At 33.7% G+C, this 25,752-nt stretch carries 25 protein-coding genes; 2 read left to right on the top strand and 23 right to left on the bottom strand.

Annotated elements, in window-relative coordinates; genetic code table 11:
- Positions 1-2: 2 nt before the first annotated feature.
- From CYP28_RS01120 to mqnP, 14 genes are all read right to left on the bottom strand, one after another.
- Positions 3-785, bottom strand: coding sequence for a hypothetical protein (locus tag CYP28_RS01120; RefSeq protein ID WP_103592775.1), 783 nt, complete (start codon positions 783-785; stop codon positions 3-5).
- The gene (locus CYP28_RS01115; protein ID WP_103592774.1) at positions 779-1,720 is read right to left on the bottom strand and encodes a phosphatidylglycerophosphate synthase; all 942 of its coding nucleotides are present in this window, start codon (positions 1,718-1,720) and stop codon (positions 779-781) included. Before CYP28_RS01115 ends, CYP28_RS01120 begins: the two co-directional genes overlap by 7 nt.
- Positions 1,713-2,393 carry a 23S rRNA (guanosine(2251)-2'-O)-methyltransferase RlmB gene (gene rlmB, locus CYP28_RS01110; RefSeq protein ID WP_103592773.1) on the bottom strand — a complete coding sequence of 227 codons (681 nt, stop codon included), beginning with the start codon at positions 2,391-2,393 and terminating at the stop codon, positions 1,713-1,715. Before rlmB ends, CYP28_RS01115 begins: the two co-directional genes overlap by 8 nt.
- A gap of 111 nt (positions 2,394-2,504) precedes the next feature.
- Entirely contained in the window at positions 2,505-3,320 is an 816-nt protein-coding gene (gene rsmI, locus CYP28_RS01105) for a 16S rRNA (cytidine(1402)-2'-O)-methyltransferase (protein ID WP_103592772.1), read from the bottom strand.
- Positions 3,321-3,323: 3 nt separating this feature from the next.
- Positions 3,324-3,524 (bottom strand): 50S ribosomal protein L31, encoded by a 201-nt coding sequence (gene rpmE / locus CYP28_RS01100; protein ID WP_002942443.1) that lies wholly within the window; start codon positions 3,522-3,524, stop codon positions 3,324-3,326.
- A gap of 83 nt (positions 3,525-3,607) precedes the next feature.
- Positions 3,608-4,264, bottom strand: a complete 657-nt coding sequence (locus CYP28_RS01095; RefSeq protein ID WP_103592771.1) for a 16S rRNA (uracil(1498)-N(3))-methyltransferase — start codon at positions 4,262-4,264, stop codon at positions 3,608-3,610.
- Positions 4,265-4,666, bottom strand: coding sequence for a hypothetical protein (locus CYP28_RS01090; RefSeq protein WP_103592770.1), 402 nt, complete (start codon positions 4,664-4,666; stop codon positions 4,265-4,267).
- The gene (locus tag CYP28_RS01085; RefSeq protein ID WP_103592769.1) at positions 4,663-4,866 is read right to left on the bottom strand and encodes a hypothetical protein; all 204 of its coding nucleotides are present in this window, start codon (positions 4,864-4,866) and stop codon (positions 4,663-4,665) included. Before CYP28_RS01085 ends, CYP28_RS01090 begins: the two co-directional genes overlap by 4 nt.
- Positions 4,866-5,447 (bottom strand): 6-pyruvoyl trahydropterin synthase family protein, encoded by a 582-nt coding sequence (locus CYP28_RS01080; RefSeq protein ID WP_103592768.1) that lies wholly within the window; start codon positions 5,445-5,447, stop codon positions 4,866-4,868. Before CYP28_RS01080 ends, CYP28_RS01085 begins: the two co-directional genes overlap by 1 nt.
- Positions 5,447-6,202: a 7-carboxy-7-deazaguanine synthase QueE gene (locus tag CYP28_RS01075; protein ID WP_103592767.1), complete on the bottom strand. Its 756-nt coding sequence runs from the start codon at positions 6,200-6,202 to the stop codon at positions 5,447-5,449. Before CYP28_RS01075 ends, CYP28_RS01080 begins: the two co-directional genes overlap by 1 nt.
- Positions 6,202-7,170, bottom strand: coding sequence for a GTP 3',8-cyclase MoaA (gene moaA / locus CYP28_RS01070; RefSeq protein WP_103592766.1), 969 nt, complete (start codon positions 7,168-7,170; stop codon positions 6,202-6,204). Before moaA ends, CYP28_RS01075 begins: the two co-directional genes overlap by 1 nt.
- A 138-nt stretch (positions 7,171-7,308) precedes the next feature.
- Positions 7,309-7,815, bottom strand: coding sequence for a DUF6115 domain-containing protein (locus tag CYP28_RS01065; RefSeq protein WP_103592765.1), 507 nt, complete (start codon positions 7,813-7,815; stop codon positions 7,309-7,311).
- Positions 7,816-7,824: 9 nt separating this feature from the next.
- Entirely contained in the window at positions 7,825-8,346 is a 522-nt protein-coding gene (locus tag CYP28_RS01060) for a hypothetical protein (protein ID WP_103592764.1), read from the bottom strand.
- The gene (gene mqnP, locus CYP28_RS01055) at positions 8,343-9,203 is read right to left on the bottom strand and encodes a menaquinone biosynthesis prenyltransferase MqnP (RefSeq protein WP_103592763.1); all 861 of its coding nucleotides are present in this window, start codon (positions 9,201-9,203) and stop codon (positions 8,343-8,345) included. Before mqnP ends, CYP28_RS01060 begins: the two co-directional genes overlap by 4 nt.
- 105 nt (positions 9,204-9,308) lie before the next feature.
- On the opposite strand from mqnP, the gene CYP28_RS01050 reads away from it, so the two are divergent.
- Together CYP28_RS01050 and miaA are read left to right on the top strand one after the other, a co-directional pair.
- A complete protein-coding gene (locus CYP28_RS01050) occupies positions 9,309-10,523 on the top strand; it encodes an FAD-dependent oxidoreductase (RefSeq protein ID WP_103592762.1) in 1,215 nt (404 codons plus the stop codon).
- Between the two features lie 2 nt (positions 10,524-10,525).
- A complete protein-coding gene (gene miaA, locus CYP28_RS01045; protein WP_103592761.1) occupies positions 10,526-11,401 on the top strand; it encodes a tRNA (adenosine(37)-N6)-dimethylallyltransferase MiaA in 876 nt (291 codons plus the stop codon).
- Between the two features lie 30 nt (positions 11,402-11,431).
- Here the strand turns inward: miaA and CYP28_RS01040 are convergent, their stop codons facing one another.
- The 9 genes from CYP28_RS01040 to CYP28_RS01000 all read right to left on the bottom strand — a co-directional run bounded on the left by CYP28_RS01040 (position 11,432) and on the right by CYP28_RS01000 (position 25,749).
- Complete coding sequence (locus CYP28_RS01040; RefSeq protein ID WP_054196048.1) at positions 11,432-12,424, bottom strand: iron-sulfur cluster assembly scaffold protein NifU; 993 nt, start codon at positions 12,422-12,424, stop codon at positions 11,432-11,434.
- A gap of 17 nt (positions 12,425-12,441) precedes the next feature.
- Positions 12,442-13,632, bottom strand: coding sequence for a NifS family cysteine desulfurase (locus tag CYP28_RS01035; protein WP_084041584.1), 1,191 nt, complete (start codon positions 13,630-13,632; stop codon positions 12,442-12,444).
- Between the two features lie 396 nt (positions 13,633-14,028).
- Positions 14,029-15,384, bottom strand: coding sequence for a thioredoxin reductase (locus CYP28_RS01030; RefSeq protein WP_103592760.1), 1,356 nt, complete (start codon positions 15,382-15,384; stop codon positions 14,029-14,031).
- Between the two features lie 3 nt (positions 15,385-15,387).
- A complete protein-coding gene (locus tag CYP28_RS01025) occupies positions 15,388-16,182 on the bottom strand; it encodes a 3-deoxy-D-arabinoheptulosonate-7-phosphate synthase (protein WP_103592759.1) in 795 nt (264 codons plus the stop codon).
- Entirely contained in the window at positions 16,158-16,322 is a 165-nt protein-coding gene (locus CYP28_RS01020) for a hypothetical protein (protein WP_180997935.1), read from the bottom strand. The genes CYP28_RS01025 and CYP28_RS01020 overlap by 25 nt, the downstream gene beginning before the upstream one ends.
- Positions 16,323-16,409: 87 nt before the next feature.
- Complete coding sequence (locus CYP28_RS01015) at positions 16,410-17,765, bottom strand: thioredoxin reductase (RefSeq protein WP_103592757.1); 1,356 nt, start codon at positions 17,763-17,765, stop codon at positions 16,410-16,412.
- Between the two features lie 3 nt (positions 17,766-17,768).
- A complete protein-coding gene (locus CYP28_RS10220) occupies positions 17,769-21,452 on the bottom strand; it encodes a hypothetical protein (RefSeq protein ID WP_181000396.1) in 3,684 nt (1,227 codons plus the stop codon).
- A gap of 24 nt (positions 21,453-21,476) precedes the next feature.
- A complete protein-coding gene (locus CYP28_RS01005; RefSeq protein ID WP_103642865.1) occupies positions 21,477-25,028 on the bottom strand; it encodes an Mbeg1-like protein in 3,552 nt (1,183 codons plus the stop codon).
- Positions 25,018-25,749 (bottom strand): tRNA 2-selenouridine synthase, encoded by a 732-nt coding sequence (locus CYP28_RS01000; RefSeq protein ID WP_103592756.1) that lies wholly within the window; start codon positions 25,747-25,749, stop codon positions 25,018-25,020. The genes CYP28_RS01005 and CYP28_RS01000 overlap by 11 nt, the downstream gene beginning before the upstream one ends.
- Between the last annotated feature and the right edge of the window lie 3 nt (positions 25,750-25,752).

The following is a 25,752-nucleotide window of genomic DNA, read 5'->3' as shown; positions in this document are numbered from 1 at the left end:
TCCTATTTTATAAGCTTGATAATTATCTCATTTTTTATATTATTTATATCAACATTGTCGCTAATTAATGCGTATTTTGCGCCTATTGCTAAATTTATAGAAATGGCGGTTTTTGCTTGCTCTTCTTTTATAGAGTCGATCTGATTTAAATTTTTATCATAAATCCTAACAAGTGGCATCCATCTATTTGACTCTTTTGATGCGATATCCAGACTACTTGCACCCTCAACATCAACAAAATAAGTACCACCGCTTTTTAAAAGTGGCGTCTCTTCGTCAAAATTTACCTTTGTAGCCTTAAGAATCATATTCTGAGCATCTAAAAATATCTCTAAATTCCCATCAACCCTATCAAATCCTAAAATTTTAAAACCGCTTTGACTAAGCGCTAAGCTTAATAAGTTTGGATCTATTCCGCCATTTTTTATGGCCGAAATTCCATAAGAAATTTTATCTCCATTTTTTAGAGAATTTATCCTTGAAATACTTATGTTGGCATCATCCAGAGTCGAATTTATTGATTTTACAAATAATGTAGAAGGAACTTTTTGCTCGCTTATAAATTTTAAATTCAAACTATTTGAACCAAATGAAATGCTATCGTAACTTGAGTTTTGTTTTAATCTTGATACTAGCTCATTGACATTGAGTGAGCCATTTTGGTCTAAATTTTCTAAAGAAATTTGCACATTTTCAACATTGCTTAAAGCACTTGCACTAGTTTGTAAGCTAAAAGCATAGGCAAATACACTAAAAGCGGTGAAAATCGCTATTTTTCTTACCAAGATTTACCCTTGTTAAGTTCTACAAACTCATCATAGCTCACAAATTTCATCTCTCCATTTTCCACTAAAAATCTAGCTGGACGACTTGGATTATATTTTGTTACCTTATCGCCGATCTTTAGCTCAATGTTGCCATTTCCACAAACTACGAGCTGCCTTTGGTCTAAATTTATATTTATGCTTTTGCTTGTGTCGTTTGATACTTTTTGACCATTTTCAAGATTAATTATCCCTATCCAAACACGTTGTTTTGGTGTAATGATCGCCTCATTTAGTGGCTTTGTAATGTTTTGCTCTATCTTAGGAGCTGGCTGAGCTGCCATGCTTGGTTTCACAGCATTTTGCTCCATGTTTGCAGGACTTGTTGTCACATTTTGCTCAACTGGAGCTGAAATTTTTACGCTTGATATGTTTGCTTCTATTTTAGGGCTATTTTGAGAGATGGTGATATTTGTATCGATGATATTTTTCTTCACCTCATTTACTATACTTGACTGCGAATAGCTCACGCTTTTATTCTCATCATTTAAAAACGATAAAAAATTCTCAATATATTTGTAAGCATCAAAATAATATGCCCCACCAGCGATAATAGCTAAAATGATAAGCCAAAATAAAAATCCAGCACCGCCAGTACCGCTTTGTTTTTGTATGGTAATATCTTTTGGAGTGTAGGAAGAAATTTTTGGAGTAACTTTAGTTTTGTGACTCTCATCAGGTGTGTTTTCTTGCATAAAGGCATCGTATTCAGCAAGCAACTCGCTCAAATCAACATCATATTCACGTTGCAAAATCTTGGCATAGCCCCTAATATTTAAACGTGATAATTTTTCAAAATTTTTATCAAAAATATATTGTAAAAATGTAGGCTCAATATGCGTTTTACGTGAAATTTCCTTTATACCTATCTCTTTTAAATTCTCTAATTCATTCATCTATCATCCTGTCACAAATTATTGCAAAAGCTGCACTTACATTTAAGGAGTCCCAGCCCTCTTTTAACTTTATACCAATACACTCATCACACTTTGCTAGAGCTTTTTGCGGTATGCCTTCGCCTTCTGAGCCCATCACCAAAGCTCTTTTACCAGCAAACCTCATCTCTTTTACGTTTTTGCCATCACTTGCTGTTGCATAAATTTTAAAACCAAATTGCTTTAGTTCATTTAGCAAACTAAGCCCATCTTCAAAAATCGCTATTGGTATCTCATAAGCAGCACCACTACTTGATCTTAAAACGCCTTGCATATTTACACTTTTTGCCACTATCACAAGGCCTTCGCAACCTAGAGCATAGGCACTTCTAGCGATAGCACCGATATTGCCAACGTCGCTTATGCCGTAAAGAATGGCGATAAAATTTAGCTTTTTAAGCTCGGCAATGTCTGAAAATTCAAACTCACTAACATTTGCTAAAAAACCTTGATGGTTTCCACCGCGAGCTAAAGACTGTGCTTTTTGATTATCCACGCGGATGATCTTTTTGCCTGTGCCACAAATTTTAGAGAAAAGTTTTTTGTCACACTCTTTTGATAGATATATCTCTTCTAATATCTGTGGTCGCTTGTTCAAAATATGTAAAAATAGTTGTTTTCCGTATATTATCATGGTAACTTATGGTAGCTAAAGTCAATTAAAATTTAACTTATTTTTGTATCTAACTAGAGTAAATTTTACACTTTCGTTTTAGTATCACTTAGCAGTTTTGTAGCATATAATTTAAGCTTTTATAAGCTCATCATATATCTTTTTTACATCTTCTCCGGTTATTTTGTTAAGCAATTTTGCTTTTACTTTTGGGGCAAGATTAAGCGAAAGTATCTCATCTTTTGTGATATTTTGAGTGGCTGTTTTGTCACTTTTTGAGATGACAACCGCCCACTCTCCGCTTAAATTTGCTTTTTCTAAAATTTGAGCTAAATTTTGAGCCTTTTCTTTAAATTTAGTCTCAAATTTTTTAGTAGCCTCTTTTATGGCAAAAATTTCTCTCTCAGGTTCTAGATTTGCGATGCTTTGTACTAAGCCTAGTATGCGTTTTGGGCTTTCGTAAATAACGGCTGGATAAGCTAAATTTAGAGCATTTTGGATAGCCAAAGACCTATCTCTGCCAGTATTTGGCAAAAAGCCTAAAAAGACAAATTCCTTATCACAAAGTCCACTTGCGACCACACTCAAAAGTGCAGCATTTGCTCCGCTTAAAATTTCATATTCAATGTTATTTTTTTGAGCATATCTTACTAGGCTAACACCTGGATCGCTGATACCTGGCATACCAGCATCGCTCATGTAGGCTACATTTCTGCTAAAAAAATTATCACTTAAATTTGTGAAAAAGTCATCTTCGTTATGAGTATGAAGCGGGATAAAATTTGAGATATTTATATTTGCGTCAAAGCGTTCGTTTAGCAGATTTACAAGACTTTTGCAAACTCTTGTATCTTCGCAGATAGCTATCTCGCATTCACGCAAAATTTTGATCGCACGAAGCGAGATATCTTCTAAATTTCCTATTGGAGTAGGAACAAAGTAGAGCAAGGCTTATTTTTGAGCGTATTTTTTCTTAAATTTCTCAACACGGCCAGCACTGTCAACTATCTTTTCGCTGCCTGTGAAAAATGGGTGGCACTTGTCGCAAATGTCAATTCTAATTTCGCTTTTGTTTGACTTTGTTTTAAAAGTGTTTCCGCAAGCACAAGTTACAGTGCAATCTACGTATTCTGGATGGATATCTTTTTTCATCATTTTTCCTTTATTATTTTTGGGCTAATTATCTACATTAAAAGTTGCTGATTATATAAAAAGAAATCTAAAAATCAAATAAATTAAGCCAGGAATTTTGCGGCCACTGAGATAACCGCAGTCTGCGATCTTAAGGTGTTTTTAGTATTTAAGCAGTAGCTATTTTTAAATTTAGCCATCTCATCCTCGCTAAATCCACCCTCTGGACCGATTATTAAAAGCTCATCATCTTTTTTCTCATTTAAGCTTTTACCACCAAAATTTATAGCTGAGACATTTTTATAAATACTCATTAGTTCGTCCAAATTTTTATAAATTTCAAACTCCATTAGCGATGTTCGTCCGCACTGCTCGCAAGAGAGAGCATTTATGTAGTTTAGCCTTTCAATATCTATCTTAAAATTTGCTTGAGAAAATTTAGTATAGACAAAAGCTATTTTACCAACGCCAAGTTCATTTAAAAATGGTAATGTCTTTTCTATCGTCTTTGGATCGACGATAGCCCAAGCGATCGTAAAGTCGAATTTTTGCTCGCCATTTGAGCTGGCAAAGACAAGACTTAAGCTCGCACTTCGCCTATCAATCTCATCAATTTCATAAATATACTCTTTAAAATCTCGTAAATTTCTAACACTTATTCGCTCACCAACTTGCATTCTTCTAGCTTTTAGGTGCAAAAAAGCTTCATTTACTATCTTTAAGCTTTCATTACCTGCATTTTTATCATATAAAAATTTCATCTAAATCCCTGCAACTAAGACTAAAATAAGATCACAAAATCCCTTAATAAGGGCGAATTTTTTAAATTTTTCTAAGTCACCATTAGCTGCATAAATTTTTAGCCTTTTAAAACCTATAGCACTAAGTGCGATTAAAATTATTAAGATAATTAACATTTTTACGGCATTAAATTTAAACTCATATCCGTAATACGCCCATAAAATAAGTCCGGTTAGCACAAGAAAACTAAGTAGCATATGATAAATCGGCAAAAAATATCTTATACGAAGTACATAGTTTTTGCTATTGCTGCTAAACTGAGTAAGTATTAAATAAAGCACATTACAGGCAACTAATGCATAAAAAAATGTCACATGAAAAGGCAAGGTGTATGCAAAAAGTGAGGAGAGATGTTCGTTCATTTCTTCTCTTTAGAAGGCTCATTCTCTTCGACGACTGGCTCAGGTGGAAGTTGTTCATCGATTGTGACATTTGCGTCTGGTTGAGCTATGGTCACATCACTAGGCACTGGCTCGCTAATATCATTTTTAGCCTCATCTTTATCTCCACAACCCACAAATAGGCCAGTTATAAATAAAAAAGAAGTTATAATTTTTTTCATCAAACGTCCTTTGGAATTTCTATTTTTAACCTATTTTTCATCTTCTCGAATAAATTTTTATCCTCCCACTCTTCTATGATAGCGTCTGAAAATTTGATCTCATCTAGCCTTATCTCGCCCATTTGCGCATTTATGGCGTCCTCTTTAAAGCACTGCGCATAGCCCGTATCAGTCTCATGCACGATAATGCTATGAAGCTTCACTTCACGCTCGCCGTTTTTCATAACACTAAGCTCAAGTAGTCTTTCTATGAGTACAAAAAATATACGGCAAAACTGCTCTGCACTTGGATTTAGCGGGATCTCGATCCATCTTGCCGAGTGCTTTTTTAGATCATTTTTATATTCATCATTATCGCCTGAAAATATTGTCGTAGCGTGATCAAAACTATCAATGATCGTTTTTATGTTTAGCTTCATTAAGCCAAAGTCATAGACCATGCCGGCGTTATCAAGAAAATTTGAGCTAAGTAAAATTTCAGCCACATAGCTGTGCCCGTGGATGCTAGTCCTACAACGCTTTGAGCTACAAAATCTCACAATATGTGCATTTTCAAATCTAAAAAGCTTTCTAATAATCATCAAACACCTTCTTTATCGCTCCAAAGCCTGATGTGGATACGCTCCGAGTAGTTAAATCCATACTTTATGGCAAATTCTGCCGCTTTTAAAGCATTTTCGTTTAGCTCAGCTCTATTTGCTCCTATTGCCATGCACCAAACTGGCAAATCAGCTTGATTTTTTATATTTATAATCTCGTCCAACTCGCTTTTGTCAAAGCGCGAGAGGACAAATTTTAAAAAACTACTTCTTGCATTATTTTTAATAGCCAAAATAGCATCTAAATTTATACGTTTTTGTTCATTAACTCCGCTATTTGCTAGCTTTACACCAAGTGCAAAATGGCATTTTTTATAAATTTCATATTTAGCAAAATCAATTAAGATAGTGCCATTTGTCTCAAAATGCACTTCATAATCTTCAAGCAATTTCTTTACCAAATTTATAAAATTTTCATTTTCATGCCAGATGAGTGGCTCGCCGCCTGTTAAAACGATGATCGGCTTTTGCTCTAAGCCTTTGCATAGCCCATCAACTAGGCTTAAAATTTCATCTGTGCTATATGTTTTGTGGTGAAAATGTCCCTTAAAAACGGCTCTTATGCTATCGCATCCCAAAAGCTCTTCGCCTGTTTTTAAAGACCTTGTCTTTACGCCAAAGCCAGAGCAGTTTAGGTTGCAGCCCAAAAAGCGTAAAAACACAGCGAGCCTGCCCTGATAAGCGCCCTCGCCTTGGATGCTTAAAAATGCCTCAACTAATTCTAGCTCTTTGCTCATCAACCACCAGTTTGGTAAAAGGCCCTTGAAGAGGTTTCATTTTCAGCACCTAGAGCCCATTTGTTCTCTTTTGGCTTGTTAGCTAGCACTTGCCTTAAGATCTCGCTTGCTGCGACGATGTCGCCATTTGCAACTGCTTTTTTGATACTTAGTGCATCTTCAAAGTAAAGGCAAGGTATCAAAAGTCCTTCAGCACTTAGTCTGATACGGTTGCAACTCTCGCAAAAATCGTGCTTGTGTGGATCTATGATGCCAAATTTATAACCATCATCAAGTCTATAAATAGACGCAGGCGCATTTGGTAGTTTTCCATCTTTTGTGACATTATATTTTTGTGAGATGATTTTTAAAATTTCGTTGCTACTTAGCCCTTTTAGATCATCTTTAGCGTGTGAATTTTCCATATACTCAATAAATCTGATCTGAGAATCTCTAAATTTAGCAAACTCTAGCAAATTTATAAGCTCATCATCATTTACACCTTTTAGTGCGACAGTGTTGATTTTTACTTTTAATCCAGCATCATGAGCTGCTTCAAAGCCAGCTAGAACTTCGTGTAAAACGCTTTTTTGTGCGATAAATTTAGCCTTTTGCTCATTTAGTGTATCAAGCGACATATTTATGCGCTTTAGTCCAGCGTCTTTTAGCCTTTTGGCAAAATGTGAAAGCATATAACCATTTGTAGTAAGCGCTAGATCAATGTCTGGATTATAATCACTTATCATCTTTATAAAAACGTCTAAATCCTTACGTACAAGCGGTTCGCCACCAGTGATTCTTATCTTTTTTATACCTTCATCGATAGCCACTTTTACAAATAAAAATAGCTCTTCAAAAGTTAATAAATTCTCTCTTGGCGTCCAGCTAAATGGCGTTGTAGGCATGCAATACCTACACCTAAAGTTGCAACGCTGAGTTACAGAAATCCTTAAATAATCAACAACCCGACCATATTTATCGATTAGCATAAAGCACCTTCTTAAGCTTGGTTAGAGCTTTTTATAATTTTTTCAATTATATGTTAAAAGATTTAAATCAAAATAAAAATTTAAGCCAATTTTTGTAGTTTAAGAGTAGATTAGTCTTTTTAAAATTAGCCTGTAAATTTAGGCTAATTTATGAAATTTAAGCACAAACTCGACTCGCCCCATTCCAACATGAAGGTCCTTTGCGATCATCGCTGCACTTTTTCCGTCTTTAAACATTTTTAAAATTTGCTCTTCTTCATTGATGACGCTTGGTGCGATTTTATTAATATCTCTTGTTCGCTCTTCAAGACTAACTATCCTATCTTTTTGCTCTGTCGCAAAATCATCAATTACTCGCTCAATGCTCTTAATCGCACGAATTATTGGTACAATTTTCTCATTTATTTGCAAATCAATATTTTCTTTTATCTGTTTCTTAAGCGGCTCATATTGTTCACTATTTTTAAACGCCTCGCCTTCAAGCATTGAAATTTGCTTTTTTAGATTGAAATTTTCTTGCATAACACTTTCTATCGCTCGCTCAAATCTCACAAATTTTTTATTTGTCTCACTATCTTTTATCAACATTAAAGCTACTATTATCGCCAAAACGATACCAAAGCCTAAAAAAATATAAATTTCCATATTTTTCCTTTACGAATTCGCTCTCATTTCTCTTATCATTACACGTTCCCTAGCCGTCACATAAGCATTCCAGTCAGCTTCGTCTTCTTCGTGCATGTTTTCTATCTTCGCAAGCCTTCCATCAATAGCCTTTAGATAAAGGCTCAAATTTCTCTTTGGAAAGATAGGCATAGCAATCCTTGCGTAGTAAATTTCATCTTTTATAAATTTTTCTTCGCTTATTTTGATGTGTGTAAAGCCTATTTCTTCGATACTCGCTCTCTCTTTTAGTGGCAAATATTGCTTATGCTCATTTTTAATATAATCACTCAGCGCATCAACTTTTCTATGAAGCTCTATCAGCAAAGTTAATAAAACTTGATCACTCTCTTTGGTTTCGCCACGTGATTTAGCTCGTTTTAGCCAAGCCCCAAGTGCATCCTCTTCGCCTGGCAAGATGGAGTCAAACTCTCTTTTAAATTTCTCACTCCCATCTTTATCAGACTCGAATTCCATATCAAGAGGCGCTTTAAACAGCTTAATCTCACTCATAATACGCTAATCCAAACAAAGATAAAAAATAAAATTCCCAAATAGCCATTTAATGTAAAAAATGCTCTATCTATCTTGCTAAAATCGCGTCTTACGATCCTATGCTCAAAAAATAAAATAACGCCACTTACTAAAATTCCAAAAAATGCCATCGCTCCAAGCCCAGCTGCCCAAGCAAAAAGTAGCCAAAATATAAAAGCTAAAGCGTGAAAAATGGCCGATAAAAAAAGTGTGGCCTTGTCGCCGTAAATAGCTGGTATGCTAAAGAGCTTATTTTCTTTATCAAATTGCATATCCTGAAGTGAGTAAAGCAAGTCAAATCCAGCTACCCAAAATGTCACACCAAGGCAAAGTAGCACACTCCAAAGCGGTATAGCAGCGCTCACTGCGACCACGCCAGCGATGGGAGCAAGACCTAGGCTAAGGCCAAGCACTAGATGTGCTAGCTCGCTAAAGCGTTTAAATAGCGAATATCCGCCAAGAACAGCTAAAATAGGAAAACTTAGCCAAAATGCGAGCGAATTTATAAAATAAGCACATGCGATAAAAATAAACGCATTTGCCACTATAAAAAGCTGCATATTGCTCCTACCGATACGGCCATCAACACTTGGGCGGCTCGCAGTTCGCGGATTTAGCTTATCGATATCTTCATCTTTGTATCTATTAAAAGCCATAGCAAAATTTCTAGCACTAACAGCGCAAAAAATACCTAAAATAAGCAGTTTAAAGCCAAACCAAGCCGAGCCACTTTCTATCTTGCTAGCAATTATCATCGCAACAAAAATAAAAGGCAAAGCAAAAATAGAATGCTTAAAAACGATAAGTTCAGCGATAATTTTTAATTTTTCTATCATTTGATAAATTTCCATTTTCTTTAAAAATGGTTGATTTTACACCATTTTGCTTTAAATTTGAATTTATATTATCATTACAAGATTAATTTAAAACAAAGGGTTATTATGGGCAAAGTAGCGATTATTGGAGATAGTTTTAGTGCGTTATTTATGGCTTACGAATTAGCTAAAAAAGGTGAAGAAATTTTAATTATTAGCAGCCAAAAAGATGATTTTACAAATGTGATTTTAACGCCTTTTGGCACACACGCTCTTGCAAAAGATGGAGCAATATCTAGCTCATTTATGGGGCTAGTTAGCAAAAAAAGCGAGCTTGATATAAGTATTTGCTTAAATGAAACCTTTAGAGCTTGGATGACAAATTTTACACTTAAATCAACCAAAGCTCACGACAAAAAGATGCAAATTTTGTTTTCAAAATTTGGTAAGAAAAGCTTTGAAATTTTAAGAGAGCTAAACAACAAATATCCACAGATAAATTTCGATGAGAGCGGCATTTATCTACTTTTTAGCAATGACGAAAGCTTTAAAAAAAGGCTTGATGAGATAAAGGTTGCCCATAGCGAGCAAGAAATTTTAAGCATAGATAAAGAGCTTGCAAATTTTGGGCTAATAAATAAAAACATAAAAGGCGCTATAAATTTAGCCAACAACGCAAGTATTGATACAAATGAGCTCAAAAAAGCTTTGATAAATGAGCTAAATTCTCTTGGGGCAAAATTTATAAATGATGAAATTTATGAGCTAAAAACGCAGGGGCAAATAGTGCAAAAAGCTACCGGCAATAACGGCGAATATGAGGCCGATAACTTTGTGATCGCTTCAAAAAATTTAGAGCTTTCGAATAAGCTAGGCACGAGCTTAAATGCGATCTTGGCTAAATTTTACACTATTGATCTTAGTCTGAATGAAGGGCAAATCCCTAAAAAACCAATCATTTTAAATGATCTATTTGCCAAAATTTATCCAACTAAAAATGGCGTTACGATTATTACAAATTTACAAGTCGGCGCTATCGATACGCTTGTTAAAACTGAAAAGATTAATGCGTTTTTAAATGAGCTAAAGATACATCTTGGCATAAGCGAGCTAAAAGAGCCTAGTTTTAGGGCAAACTACGTGCTTCTTAGCTCAAACGATAAGCCAGCTCTTGGACGCGATAACATATATAGTAACTTAATCTATAACCAAGCTTATGGACTAAATGAGCTTAGCTTTGCTCCGTATTTTGCTGGCGTTTTGGCAAGTCTTATAAAAGAAGGCAAAAATAACGAGGAAAATGATGAAATTTTACTCTTTAGCTCGTTTTACGAGGGCTAGACTTGTTTAAAGAATTTGCAATAATTGGTACCACAGCAAGCGGCAAAAGCGATCTTGCATTTGAGCTTGCAAAGGAGCTTAATGGCGTCATATTAAGCCTTGATTCGCTTGCACTTTATAAAGAGATAGATATCGCCAGTGCAAAGCCAAATAAAGAGCAGCTTGAAGTCATAAAGCACTTTGGTGTAGATGAGATTTATCCTGATAAAGAATTTAGCGTTGGGGCATTTTTTGAAATTTATAAAAATGCAAAGGATTTTACACGCTTACAAGACTGTCCGCTCATCATTACAGGAGGCAGCGGCTTTTATCTAAGATCAATGCTTAGCGGACTTGCACCAAATGTGCCAAAATGTGAGATAAATTTAAGCAATGAAGAAATTTATGAGCTAGCTATAAAAATCGATCCTGAGTTTGCAAGTAAATTTAGTCAAAATGACTCTTATCGCCTCGAAAAGTGGTATCAAATTTATAAATTTAGTAGCCAAATTCCAAGCATTTGGTTAAGAGAAAATACAAAAGAGAGTATCATAAAAGAGCTAGCGATATTTGAAATTTTATGGGATAAAGATGAGCTTAGAGAACGTATCAAAAAGAGAACAAAAGGTATGCTTGAAGCTGGGCTCATAGATGAGGCAAAATTTTTATTTGATAAATACAAAAGTGAGCCAAAACCACTAAAATCAATAGGTTTAAAAGAGTGCAAGCAATTTTTAGATAAAGAAATTTCTCAAAACGAGCTTGAAGAGCTCATAGCTACACACACGGCTCAGTTAGCAAAACGTCAGCGAACCTTTAATCGCTCGCAGTTTGAAAAAAAATTTGTGGGTGATTTGAATCAAATTAGAAGTGAAATTTTAAAATTTTTAAGAGAATAAAAACTAGCCCACAAGGGCTAGTCAATAAAATCAAATAGGCATAACCCTAATTTTTGGGCTTAAGCTCTCTTGTAAGACATTTTCAATCGCGTAAAGAGTGCCAGTTGAGCCACTTGCACAGCCCGAGCAAGCACCAAGATAGCGGATATAAATATCAGTATTTTCGCCGTTATCATTTCTGATATCTAAAATTTCTAAATTTCCGCCATCCATTTCGAGCATTGGGCGAATTTCTTTATCTATGACAGACTCGACTGCTTTTAACTGCCCTACCATCGTCATATTTTCAAAGCTAATGTCACCTAAAGTGTGATTTGCTTGAGCATTTGCCTGAGCTTCGATCTTCTCACGCTCCATCTCGGCCCTAGTATCACGCAATATATCCACCAAATAATATTCTCTTTTTTCATGGCCACCAGGCTTTACACAAGACTTGCAAAACGCACCAGCTTTAGTGTATTGCGTGATCTCCTCAACTGTGTGAAGGTCATTTAGTCTTATCACTTCTTTAATCGTACCAAGGCTTACCCTAGCGCACTCGCAAACGATGATCTCATCTTCAAAATGCTCTGGATCTATGCCTTTATAGCTTGCGGCTGCTGCTTTTATAACGTCATATGCCATAACTGAGCAGTGCATCTTTTGAGGTGGAACTGCTGGCGTTTCTGGATTGTCGCGCATAGCCTTTTCTACATCAAGGTTTGTGATCTTGACTGCTTCATCGACCGTTTTGCCGATACAAAGCTCAGCCATCGTATCAGAGCTAGCTATCGCTGTGCCACAGCCAAAGCTTTTAAATTTAGCATCTATTATTTTATCTGTCTTTTCATCAACAAGCCAGTATAGCCTAACCGCATCACCGCAGCTTTCTGCACCAAAGTCAGCCACAATAAGCTTTGCGTTTGCCTTTTTAGCATCTTCTTCAGTTATCTCTCCCATAAATTTAGGATTATTCATCCTGTCTTGCACTACCTTAGAATACTCATCCCAGATAGAGCCTCCGATCAAATTATTCTTTGCCATGTTATTTCCTTTAAATTTTATAATCCGCTCTTATGCCATTCTGGGGCGTAGGCAAATGTACTAGAGATACCTCTTAGTCTATTTACTGCTTTTGTTATATGCTCGATCGCATAATCAATCTCTTCTTCTGTATTAAATCTAGAAAGAGATAGTCTAAGTGCGGTGTGAGCCAGCTCTTTATCTGCCCCTATGGCCTCCATTATTGGGTTACTCTCTAATGTTTCACTTGCACATGCTGAGCCAGTTGAAGCTGCGATGCCAGCTTTATTTAGATCCCAAAGCATAGCTTCGCCTTCAACACCTTTTATAGAAGCCAAAATGGTATTTGGCACACGTTGCTCTTTTTTACCAACGACGCTAACGTCAGGAATTTTTAAAATTGCATCTTCAAGTTTATCACGTAAACGGCGAACATGAGAGTGCTCATAATCCATAAATTTATTTGCCAGTTCAAGTGCTTTACCCATGCCGATGATGCCAGGAACATCGAGCGTACCACTTCTGCGTCCACCCATATGCTCGCCACCGTGAAGCAAGCTACTTAGTGGCATACTATTTTTTATAAATAGTGCTCCAACACCCTTTGGTCCGTGAAATTTATGCGCAGAAAAGCTTAAAAAATCAACGTCAAGGTCTTGGACATTTATCTTTATCTTACCAACTGCTTGAACCGCATCCGTGTGGAATAAAGCCCCATATTCATGAGCGATACTAGCAAGCTCTTTTACAGGAAAGATCATGCCAGTTTCGTTATTTGCACTCATTATAGAAACAAGTGCTACATTCTCATCCATTACAGCTCTAAGTTGTTCTGGCGTGACTATGCCATCGTTATTTACATCTAAAACAGTAAGCTCTACGCCATATTTTTCTAAAAATTTACAAGTTGCCAAAATAGCTGGATGCTCAACTGCGGTTGTTACGATACGCTTTTTCTCGCCAGTTGCTATTTTGTCAAAGTAGATGCCTTTTACTACCCAGTTGTTGCTCTCAGTTGCACATGAGGTAACGACGATATCGTCACTATCTTTTGCATTTAACCCAGTGTAGAGCTGATCTAGCGCTGTTCTTAAAGCTGGATGTGTTTCAGAGCCAAATTTATGAAGTGAATTTGGATTGCCGTATTTTTCACAAAAATATGGTTTCATAAGCTCAAAAGCTTCAGGATCAACCATTGTTGTAGCGTTATTGTCTAAATATACTCTCAAATTTAAAACCTTAATTAGGATAAAAAATATCCTTTTTATTTTTGATGGGATATTATAACAAAAAAGTTAAAAGCAAGTTTAAAAATATGCTTTAATTTTTTCAAAATTTAGCTCATTTTGATATTAAAATATATTGAAATTCTTTATCAAAATTTGTATAGAACGCTATTTGCGATTTTTCTTATAAAAAGGTCTAATTATCTCTTAAAATTAATTTATTTTTTTAAGTTAATAGTGCAATAAATATATTGCTTACATACATTATCTCTTTATAGTTTTCTTCTAGTTTTTCATATGAGGTTTTATAAAGTTCTATTAGGCCGGTTATCATAGAGATGCCTATGTCTTTTATTTATATTTGGCTCCGTTTGGAGCCATAGATATTAAATTTATTATTTAATCCTTTATATTATGCTCTTTGGCATAGCTTAGGATCTTTTGCCTAAGATCTTCAGGAAAACCTTCTCTATACATTACTGGTGTTAGTGGATTTAGCTTTTTGTCTAATTTACCTGCTTCATATAGTCTTGTTAGCTCTTCTGGTGTATTATAGTATGGTGCATTTGGGTAGCCCTCTGGTGGGGTTAGGGACATTATTTTGGATTCTAACATAACAGAATCTATATAAAGTTGTAAGCCACGATCATCCCATGTGTTTGGAAAAGCATACTCATCAAATTTATCTTGAAAATCATGCATAATATTGCCAACATACTTTACAAATTCTTCCCTTGTAGTCTCGTTTGCATCAAAGTCTCTAGGGTCTAGTAGTTTGCCTTTGTCTTCTACAAGTTCTCTTAACTCCATATGTAATGTTCCGTCAGCATTATTAGCCACCCCACCTCTATTAAAATCCATCACAAAGTAACTACCTACTATCTCATCTAGATAAGGCATCATACCATATTCATCTAGCGGAGGATTAGTAAATAGTTTTCTAAATTCTCTAGCCATTTGTAAATTTTTGTTTAGACCTATATCATAAGTAGTGTATTCAAATAGATCGCCCAAGAATTCTAAAGCTTTTACTACTCCTAATTGAGCTGCTAAGAAAATTCTTTGATAATCTCTTGCTTTAAAGCCTGCTTCATTTCCATGTGAAAAGCCCATAGGATCTCCAAGTATCCCAGCACATATTCCCCACTCTGCAGAAAAGAGCATCGATTTTAATGTACCTTTGTGAGCATTTACTTCATCATAAATTTCAGCATATTCAGGTTTGGTTAGTTTGCCTTTACTATCTACTCTAGCTATAGCATCTTCAGGAATATCTATCATAGTGCATTTTAGATTACTTCTTTTTACTAGATAGATATATCTATCTCTTTTATCTTTTAAGCTTTCGTAGTAGGCTTTTTCTGATTTAGTCCAAGGTGATAGTTTAGTTGAGCTTGGTTTATAACTAATATCTAGCCAAGGTTTAAATGATAGATAGTCTGTTTGACCTAAAGAGTTTGGTTTAGGGTTATAGTATAGTGGTTTATAGTTTTTATATGGAGATGAGTCTAGGATGGAGCGGGAGTCGAGAACTAGTTTGGCTGCAAGATCTGGAGCTAGTTGTCTATTACTATCATGGTTTGCAACTATTAAATTTGTCTTTTTATCAAATTTTACCTCTCTACCGTTAAGTGCTATAACCGTATATGTATTATTGTTATCCATTAAATTTCCTTTATTCATTCTTTTATTTACTACTATTAGTGATATAGCTATTACTAAGATAGCTAAAGCTGCAAATACAATCTTTTTCATCTATTATCCTATGTAAAGACCATCTTCCATAACTATGGTGGTGGCTAGACGACCTACTAGGCGAGGTGGCATAATTTTCTTATTGCTATTACTATTATTTTCCCTACACCCGACATACACACCCTTTATGTTATTGTTGCATATGGTATCTAATGCTTTTATTAGATCTCTTGATAGGTTAGAGTGATTGTTCTCATCACTGGTGTTAAAGATTCCTTTTTTAAATTTGTTTATTATCTCAACAGCCTTTTGATAGTCTTTTATAGCATAAGAGAAGCTCATTCTATCTTGTCCATTGCCTTTATTGTATATATCATAAATTTCCTTCTCCTCTTTCACATCCAAATTTAGCCCTCTTATCTCTACATCTGAGTTTGTATATCTACTTCTTGCATATTTAAAGTAGTTTGCATCTATCTCATTGCCAGCTCCTCTTAGTTCATCTAAACATAGATAAGCACTAAGGTTATTTAGTGCTAGCTTTGAAGCAAGATTATGTGAGAGTTTGCTTTGTTTATTGTTTATATCATAGTAGATAAATGAGTTATAGTCTAGTCCTCCACTACTTATATTAGCTCCTAGAAATAGTCTATTTAAATTTAGACTTATATAGTTTTGATAGATCATTACTGGATAGTAGCAATAGCTATTTGTACTATTTTTATCATAAGCTTCTTTTATAGACATAGGTTTATATGAGATATTATTTAGTGCGTAAGCTTCATTAAATTTATATGTGTATCTTGTATGCATTATTTCGTTATAGTTTTCTTCTAGTTTTTCATAGATGTTTTCCAAAGTTCTACCATACCTTTAAGAAAAGCTACTCTTACATCTTTGCCTAGTGATTTGCCATATCCTTTTAGCATATTTCTCATAGCTTCGACATCTTTTGGGTTAAACATATAAGTTTGTTTCATAAGAGCAAAGCTTCTCATGCTATTCCAGATGATACTTATGTTATAGCGACCTATTAAGAGACGGAGTTTGGCTCCGTTTGGAGCCATAGATATTAAATTTATTATCTAATCCTTTATATTATGCTCTTTGGCATAACTTAATATCTTTTGCCTAAGATCTTCAGGAAAGCTTTCTCTATACATTACTGGCGTTAGTGGATTTAGCTTTTTATCTAATTTACCAGCTTCATATAGTCTTATTAGCTCTTCTGGAGTGTTATAGTATGGTGCATTAGGATAGCCCTCAGGTGGGGTTAGGGACATTATTTTAGCTTCTAGGAGGGTGGAGTCGATGTAGAGAGATAGTCTTCTTTCATCCCACTCCGCAGGAAACCCACCTTTAAAATCCTCTTTATTGTCATCTAGAACTTTCTTTATAAAGTTATCAAATTCATTTCTTGTAGTCTCATTTGCATCGATGTCTCTAGGATCTAATAGTTCACCTTTTTCCTCTACTATCTCCCTTAGTCCAGCATGAAAACCACCACTTGGTATAACTACCAAATTGCCCCTATTAAAATCCATCACAAAGTAATTACCTACTATTTCATCTAGATAAGGCATCATGCCATATTCATCTAGTGGAGGGTTTTTATATAGTTTAAGAATTTTCGTGTAGGTATCTAAATTTTTATTTACTCCAACTGTATATGTATAGTATTTAAAGCAATCTGCTAGTACATGTAATGCTTCTACTTCTCCTAGTTGGGCTGCTAAGAATACTGCTTGAAATTCTCTTGCTTTAAATCCACCTTCATTTCCATTGCCTAGTGATTCACTATCTCCTAATACTCCAGCGCAAATTCCCCACTCTCCTATAAAGAGTTCTGATTTAAGTGTATTTTTATTTCTATCTACTTCATCATAAATTTCAGCATATTCTGGTTTAGTTAGTTTGCCTTTACTATCTACTCTAGCTATTGCATCTTCAGGAATATCTATCATAGTGCATTTTAGATTACTTCTTTTTACTAGATAGATATATCTATCTCTTTTATCTTTTAGACTTTCATAATAAGCTTTTTCTGTTTTAGTCCAAGGGGCTATCTTGTTTGAACTTGATTTATAGCTAATATCTAGCCAAGGCTTAAATGATAGATAGTCTGTTTGACCTAGAGAATTTGGTTTAGGATTATAGTATAGTGGTTTATAGTTTTTATATGGAGATGAGTCTAGGATGGAGCGAGCTTCAAGGAGCATTTGGGATTTTTCTTTTAGGTAAGCTTCATCATTTGCAATATTTTTTGAAGCTATTAAATTTGTTTTTTTGTCAAATTCTATCTTGTCTCCATTTGGAGCTATAACTATATATGTATTATTGTTATCCATTAAATTTCCTTTATCTTGTAATTTTCCTTTGCTTATTACTGCTACTACTATGACCGCTAAAAGAGCTATGATGATAAATATGATCTTCTTCATAGCTTATCCTATATATAGACCATCTTCCATTATTATGGTAGTAGCTAGGCGACCTATTAGGCGTGGGGGGATTATAGGTTTTGAAATGTTAAATTTACCATTATTATAATTATCCTTACACCCCACATACATACCCTTTACATTATTATTGCCTATCACATCTAATGCCTTTAGTAGTCTTCTTGATTTATTATCTACTTCACATACATTGGTATTTAAATTTCCATTTTTAAAGTCTTCTAGTATCTCCATAGCTTCGTTGTATTTGTCTATTGGCAGGGCTTGTTTTGAGGTGCTTTTATTTGCTTTATACATCTCATAAATTTCATCTCTTTGTTTTATATCTATTGAGTTTGATGGACTTATTGTTAGCAATGTTTTAACTCCTTGTAGCATAAGCTCTTTTGGTGAATATGCTAGTTTTTTATTTCTTTTGTTAAGGTTATTAAAGAACTCTTCATCAGTTTTATTATCTGTTCTTAGCTCATCTAGACATAGATAAGATATCATAGTATCTAGGCTTATATCTTTAGATAGATTAGAGTCTAGTTTGTTTGTAGTGGTATTTATATCATAGTAGAAGAAGTTATGATAGTCTAGTCCTCCACTAGATAGTCTTCCTCCTATGATAGTTCTTTTTAGATCTATATTTATAAAAGATGAGTATATCTCTATAGGATAGTAGGTATATTCACTTGTTTTATTTGAATAAGGTTCATAAGATATATTCTTAACAGCATAGGTATCATTAAATTTATTTGTGAAATACTTATGAAGTATTAGTTCATAAGATCTTTTTTGTTGTTCGTAGTTGTTGATGAAAAAACTATCTACTAAAAAGCCAAATCCAGCTTGTATTAAAGTTTCTGCATAAGTTTTTAAGCTATTTTTTAAAAAATTTTTACCAGCACTTATAGCTATTTGTCTTTTTACATTTATGCCTACTTCAAATTCATCTATCCATTGTTTTGTTTTTTTTATGCTGTGTTTGGATTTTTTTTTGTTATCTACATATATATAGAGAAATTGGTTGCCTTTTACTTTGACCACTCCAGCAAATGCTGTTTGTTTGATTTTTTTCAAGGCTTTTTTATTGTTTTCGTGAACTAGTTTTGCAACTGGCGCTTCGCCTAGCATACTAAATACTTTTAGTTCTCCTATTAGCTCCATAAAAATATTCTTAAAGATATTGCCTTTACCACCTGAGAACACAGCGTCAATTACTTTTTTCATTATATCGTCAGACTTGTCTATGAAAAAGCCATAAAATGGAAATATATCATATAGGGCATCATCTAATGTTGATGTTAAAGATATATCTATAGTATATTTATACTCATCATCATCTATCTGTTTAATATACTTTTCAAAATTCTTATCATCTATGCTTTCTCCGTCTATGCCGGTAGAATTTTTAAGAAGCTCTTTTAACTCATTATAGGAGTCATCGTCTAGTATATTTTCACCATTTCTTACATGGCTTTGCTCTATTTTTTCTACTATCTCTTCTATACAGATAGCATCTTGTTCTTTTTTTGCTTCTTTTGTTTGCTTGAAGAAGTAAATAGGCACAATAGCATTATTTTCTTGTATATAATATGTGTTTTCGTAAAGAACATTAAGTGTTTCACCAAATATCTCTAGTGTCTCATAGTTTGATGAAAGATATGAAAATTTTAATCCTTTTTGCTCAATAATAGAGCTATCAAATATCTGCCTTATGACATAATAGCCCATCACTAGAAGAAATATTTTTGTAGCAGGGTAGTAATAATGTGTCCTTATAGAAGCTTGATTGTAAGATTCATCAGCTATTGCTTCAAAACTCTCCATCCCTTCATTAGGCATTTTAAAGTATTGGTTTAAAAAATAAGCCACTTTATCATGTTTCAAGTTTGAATTTAAGCCTGAAAAGAAAATTTCAAATTCCTTTATATTGGCTTTTAAAAATTCCTCTTCATTATTAACTATCTCTTCCATATCTTTGGCGTTTTTAAAGTGTCTATTTATGCGACCTAGATATAAATTTGCCTCATTAATTTTTTTGTATTTTGCGTTAAAAGTGGTGTTTAAAACCTCTACTGATTTTGCGTCACTTCCATGAAAATTTTTGACACCTTTCATATATGAGTTATACTCCTCTATATCCTTTTCAAATTTTGCAAGCCTAGAGTTAATAACTCTCGTAAAAGGACTTAAGCTTAAAAGATAAAGGTCTTCATCGTTTTTGGCACCTATTTGTATAGAGTACTGACTATAGTCTTTTACATTGCCTACATTTTTGGGATCAACTATCTTTTTACCGCTAACTCTGTTTATACTATCTTCTATCTTATAGCTTAAGATGTTTTGTATAAGGTGCTCGTTTAGCTTTGCGTTTAGTTTCATGGGGGCGTTTGAGACGACAAGATAGTTTTTAGAGATGCCGCTACTATTATTTGTATTGTGAGTATCGTCTTTTGTTATTAGGGATTTGTCTTTTAGGAGATTTGCAAATTTGAAAGAGTTAAAAAATGGATATTGCATATAGACAAAATTTGCTCTATTTGCGATCACGCACTCTTCTATCCTTTTAAGTAAGCTCTCTTCGCTATTGTTCTTGTCGTTTTTACATATAGATATATTTTTAGACTTGTCTACATTTTCATTTTTGCTTACTCTAGCGTCAAATAAGCTTTGCTCATCGCCCTCTAAAATAAAATTAGAACAAATACCAATATACTCATCATAATTGCTCTTGGCTTTAGTAGCTGTTATATCAAAGCATGAAAAATCTATAAATTTTCCACTTTTTTGATCGTTATTTGTAAAAACCAATATATTATTAAACGACACTGTATTTAATAGACCTAGTATAAAGCCAAATTTAGTAGCTAGCAAGCTAGCGGCTGGACCAGAAAACGCGTAAAAGCCCCTTTTGTTTAAAAAGTCAATTATATTTGTAGTAGTAGTTATCGCCTCTGGAGCTGCCAGCAATAAAGCTAGCGGCTTAAACGATCCTTTTATATCGCTTATGTCGACAAGATTGATTAGAAATTTTGTGATCTCTTTTAAAATATATTTATTGCCATCATCTGAAGCTTTTTTGACTTTTTCTTTTATATTTTTAAAGCTCTCTTCTATGGCCTTTACGGTTTCATCTCTTTTATCAAAATTTTCACGACTTAGTATTGTATTGGTTTTGTTGATTAGCGAATTTTTTAGCTTATCTAATATAGCCTCAAAATTTGTCTCTATATTTTTATAGTTAGATACCAACTGGCTAGATGCATCGTCAAAATTTTTAATCTTATTGTCTTTGCTTCTACCATTATTTGCAAGTTCTATTAGCTCTTTTACGAATTCTGCTATTACATCTTGTTCTTTACTAAGAACCTCTACATCTATATCAATATCTTTGATTGTTATCTTATTGGTTGTGTTAACAGCTTTTTCGCTTTTAAATAAATTTGACTTTTCTAAATACTTATATGTTTTTATAAGCACATTTTTATTGGCTTTCTTGTGATTGTATAGCCTCGCGATTGTCTTGTTATATAAAGCATCTCCATTTAATATATTGGTATCATGAAAATGGTTTAAATCGCGACAATAAAATGTTATGTTTTGATATTTGTCAGCAAAAACATCAAATGCGTCAAGCAAGTCTTCTATGCTTCTAATAATTTTTGTATTATCTAATCTCAAGAACGATCCCTCTCTTTAAATTTATCAACTAACAAGCATTACAAAGCTAGTTGTATTTATGTCATTTGTATAGCCACTATCTAGCCCTTTAGCTATCTCAAGCTCTATGCTTTTAGCTCCAGTTGGAGACACAAAAACATAAGTGTAAGTACGTCTATTCTTTTCTATATTAGAACTATTAAATTCATCTAAACTGGCAAAAAAGCCTACCCCGCTTTCCGGGCTATTTGCCTTTTTGTAGTTCTCTTTATCAAGAGAGCTAAAATTCTTTGGAACTACAAATATCAAATTCAGTTTATCCACTCCATATCTTAGTTTAAATTCTTTGATGTCGTAACGCTTATCGTCATAATTATCCGCTAAAAGAGCCTTTAAATTCTTATCCTCTACGTCTCTTCCCTCATCTAAATTGAGTTTGATCTTGCCAAAGCCATTTTTATCTTCAAATTTTTTATCAAATAGATAATAGGTAGTTACCAAAAGATTATCTATTTGGGAAGCAAAAGCTTTTATATGAAGTCTGATCAATGGCTTATTTAAATTTGGATTTTGTACGGCAAGGTTATTATTCTCAAACATAGGGTTACTTAAACTATGCTCTAGCTTTAGTTTATTCTCTTTTTTTATGCACCTTAGCGAAGAGCCGGTGTTGCTTAGGCAGTTTGGCACTAGATCTTGCATTACAGCGTAGTGATCATTCATGCTTTTTAGACTAAGTGCCGATCTTGGCACATAAGCTACTACGACGCATGGGATCCTAGCTGAGCAGCCTACTATTGGCGAGTTTATAAAATCAACATCAAGTATCACGCCTTGATCATCTGATCTTATGCTCCTGCCTGCCCTACTTTTTAAGATCACATGACCGCCATGTGGGCAAATGATAGTGTCATCCTCTATGACAGGGCATGAAGTCGCAGTAGATGAAATTTCTTTAAATTGATTATCTTTTTGTAAATTTTGCCTTTGATTTAAATTTGAAAGAGCCTCTTTAGTCTTTTTGCTCATTGGTTTTAGATCGATATTTAGACTCTTATTTAGTAGTGAATAATTTAATATATTTGTTTGAGAATTTCTATAAGCAACATTTAGCCTTCCTATATCTTTATCCTCATCTCTTGGCTGATGAGTAAAATTTAGAGGTATATTCTCATCACTATTATATTTTTCGTCTTTAAAATAAAGTGGATAATCCTCCTCTTCATTGGCTTTAGACAAAAGAGCTGAGTTTAGATATATTCTTTGATTCATATTTTTGCTATCTAGCTTAAATATCTCCTTTAATACCTCAACATCGACTATACTTTTATCTACTGCACTTACGCTAAGAGTATCGTTATTTTTATAAAAGATACTTCCCACGCTCTCATTCATAAGAGCTTTTATATCATCGGTTGCTACTTTATTATTGTAAGCCACATCATCATTATTTTGAGCGGATTTATTATTGGCTATTACTATGGCTTCATCGCTAGAGCTTATGTCATTAGAGTCTATGCTAGCTAAAAAATTTTCATTTTCTTTTAGCTTTGCTAGATCCGCATATTTTAGATTTATTATGCTCTTTAGCATATCTATTCTATCTTTTACAAAGATGCTAGCCTCTGCTATATCTACTCTATTATCTCGTAGTATCGTTATATTTTTATAGATGTTTTTGCTATAAGAGAAGTATTTACCAAGTTCATTTACATCTATCTTTTTTTCAAATACAAATAAATTCAAAACACAAATTGCCACTAGCATATCTATATCGCCAGCTCTAGCATCACTTACTATCTTTGTCGCATCTAGTTTATCTAGATCATCTATATCTAGTATCTTTACTAGATTTGCCTCTTTGTTGCTATTTTTATCTATGTTGCTGCCTAAATTTTCTATTATATACCCGACCATATCTTGCTTAAAATTTTCATCACTAAATTTGCCATATTCATAAAAGAGATTTAGATAAGCATAAAAGATATATAAAGGTGTATCTAGCATAGAAGCATCACTTATATCATCTATATTTACATCTAAATTTAACTTCGATCTTATACATTTTAGTTTGAATTTAAGCGACTGGATATATTCATTTAGATAATCAAGTGCTTCAGCTATATCTTTGCCTTCTATCTTGGCTTCATTTTCTTTGTTTTCCAAGAGATAGCACAGCATATATAAAACCAAAACGCTCTCTTTTAAAAAATGAGATCTAATCAATATATTCACCAAGTGTCTATTCTCGGTATTTTCATACTTTACTTCGCCAGTTGTATCTATGCCTAGTTTATAACCTAGATCAGATATGACCGAAAAGGTAGGTTCTATCAAAACAGCTACATCTTTTGAAAAGCTATCTTCATCTCTATTTATACTTTGTTTAACGCTCTCTACGTGATGTATCTCTATGTCTATATCTTTTTCTTTGCTAGCTTTATTTATATTAGAGCTAACCTTTTTATCTGCAAGAGTCTTTTGAGCCTGTTCATTATTTTTAACCACATCTACATATTCGTCTACGCTGCTCTTATCATCTTTAAAGCCAAACATACCTTTTATCTTGTTAAAGACTGAGCCTACCATCTTTCCTATAAAGCCATCTTTGTCTATGACCCTTGCTATCCATCTTGCACCTTTTGCTATGGCTTTGGCTACAAAGCTAAGAAGCCTTAAGCTCCAAGTAAAAGCTGAAGCTAATATACCACCATAAATTCCTGGAGCGTTATAAGTATAAAGTTCTTTTACTCCGCTATCTTTAAAGGTTACTGCATATATTTGAGCTAGATGACCTCCTAATGAGTGGCCTGATAGGATGATGTCTTTGGCGGTGTTATCTAAGTTACTTAAGTTTTGACTATGAGAATTTATAGCTTCTTGCATAGAGGACTGAAGTGATTTTAAAGCAGATATTTGCATAAGCGCTCTTGATGTGATGGCCATAAAGGCATCATCTAAGAGATCATTCATTTTCATCTCTGTTCCTCTAAAGCCTATTATATAGTTTGACTTAAGCGTATCATAAAATATAGTTGAGCTAAAACCCGATTTTTGATTAGGTATGTGCTTTACTAGCTCATAGCGATTAACAAAAAGTTTTGTGCGAGGGGAGAGGGATTCAGGGGTGTAGAAAATTTTAGGATTAGCTTTATTGCCATTTTTATCAGTTGGAGTTGTAATGAATCTTTTAACATTATTTTCTAATTTTTTTGGCTTTTCGCTTTCTTCACCATTGGGATCTTTTACAAATTTATCTGCCATAAATCTAGCTTCAATACAAAGAGCATAAGCAGTAGGGTCACCTAGTTTACAATTATTTAGCCTTGATTGTTTGGTTTGATTGCTTTCTGTTATCTTATCTCCTAAATGTATATTGTCAGAATATCTCCAAATAGGCTTTTTCTTTTCATCTTCTCTATAAGAATTTACAATATTTTCAGGGACATTATCTTTACCAAATTTATCATAAAGCTCATCAAGTCCGTTTCTTTCATTCTCAAATACATTATGAAGCATTGCATAACTTGCATCAGCTATATCAATATAGTCTTTAAAGCAATTTATTAGCTCTTTATTTGATTTTTTAGTTTGCACTTACTTGTCCTTGTTTGCTTTTATGAAATTTGTTGTTTGTTAAGTAGAAAATATTATCTCCTGATTTTGTACCAAAAGACTCTTTGGTAAATGATACACCTCTTCCTTTATCACCAAATAGTCCATATTTGGTTTCAATATAAGTATATGAAAGATATATTTTTATAATTCTCATCTCTTTTCCATCAAAATACATATATTTAGGGTAAATTCTAGGTTCTTCTTTTAAAAAATCATTTCCTATAAATTCTTTTATCTTATTCGTATAGCTTTCAGGTACTTCTGCTTTTTTACCAGTATCTCTTTCATAATCTATCCAACGAGTGTAGTATTTTTTACCATTTGAGAGGGTTTGATCCATTTTTGGATTATCGTAAAACTCTGTTTTTAAAATTTCTCTCACTTTTTGATTTCTTTCATTTTTATTAGGTATTGTCTTTATTCTCTCTAAAATTTCTTTTCTTTTACTTTCTCTTATTTGTTCTTGTCTCTCTATCTCTTTCTCAAATTTCTCATCGAATATATATACTCCACCATATTGTTTAGCTAAGTTTTCTAGTTCAGAGTTGCTTATCTTTTTATTTGCTTGATTAGCTGAGCAAGCTATTAAAAATATACTTGTTAGAAGTAGTAATATAAATGCGGTAAATTTCATAAATAAATTTTTAAAATAAATAATCAAAAATCTAAGAATTTTACATAATGAAATCAAGGAGTTCATCTA

Origin of the sequence: Campylobacter concisus, from assembly GCF_002914195.1 — a bacterium.
GTDB classification, from domain to species: Bacteria; Campylobacterota; Campylobacteria; order Campylobacterales; family Campylobacteraceae; genus Campylobacter_A; species Campylobacter_A concisus_M.
The sequence above is the reverse complement of the archived record's forward strand: the minus strand, read 5'-3'. Positions and strand labels throughout refer to the sequence as shown.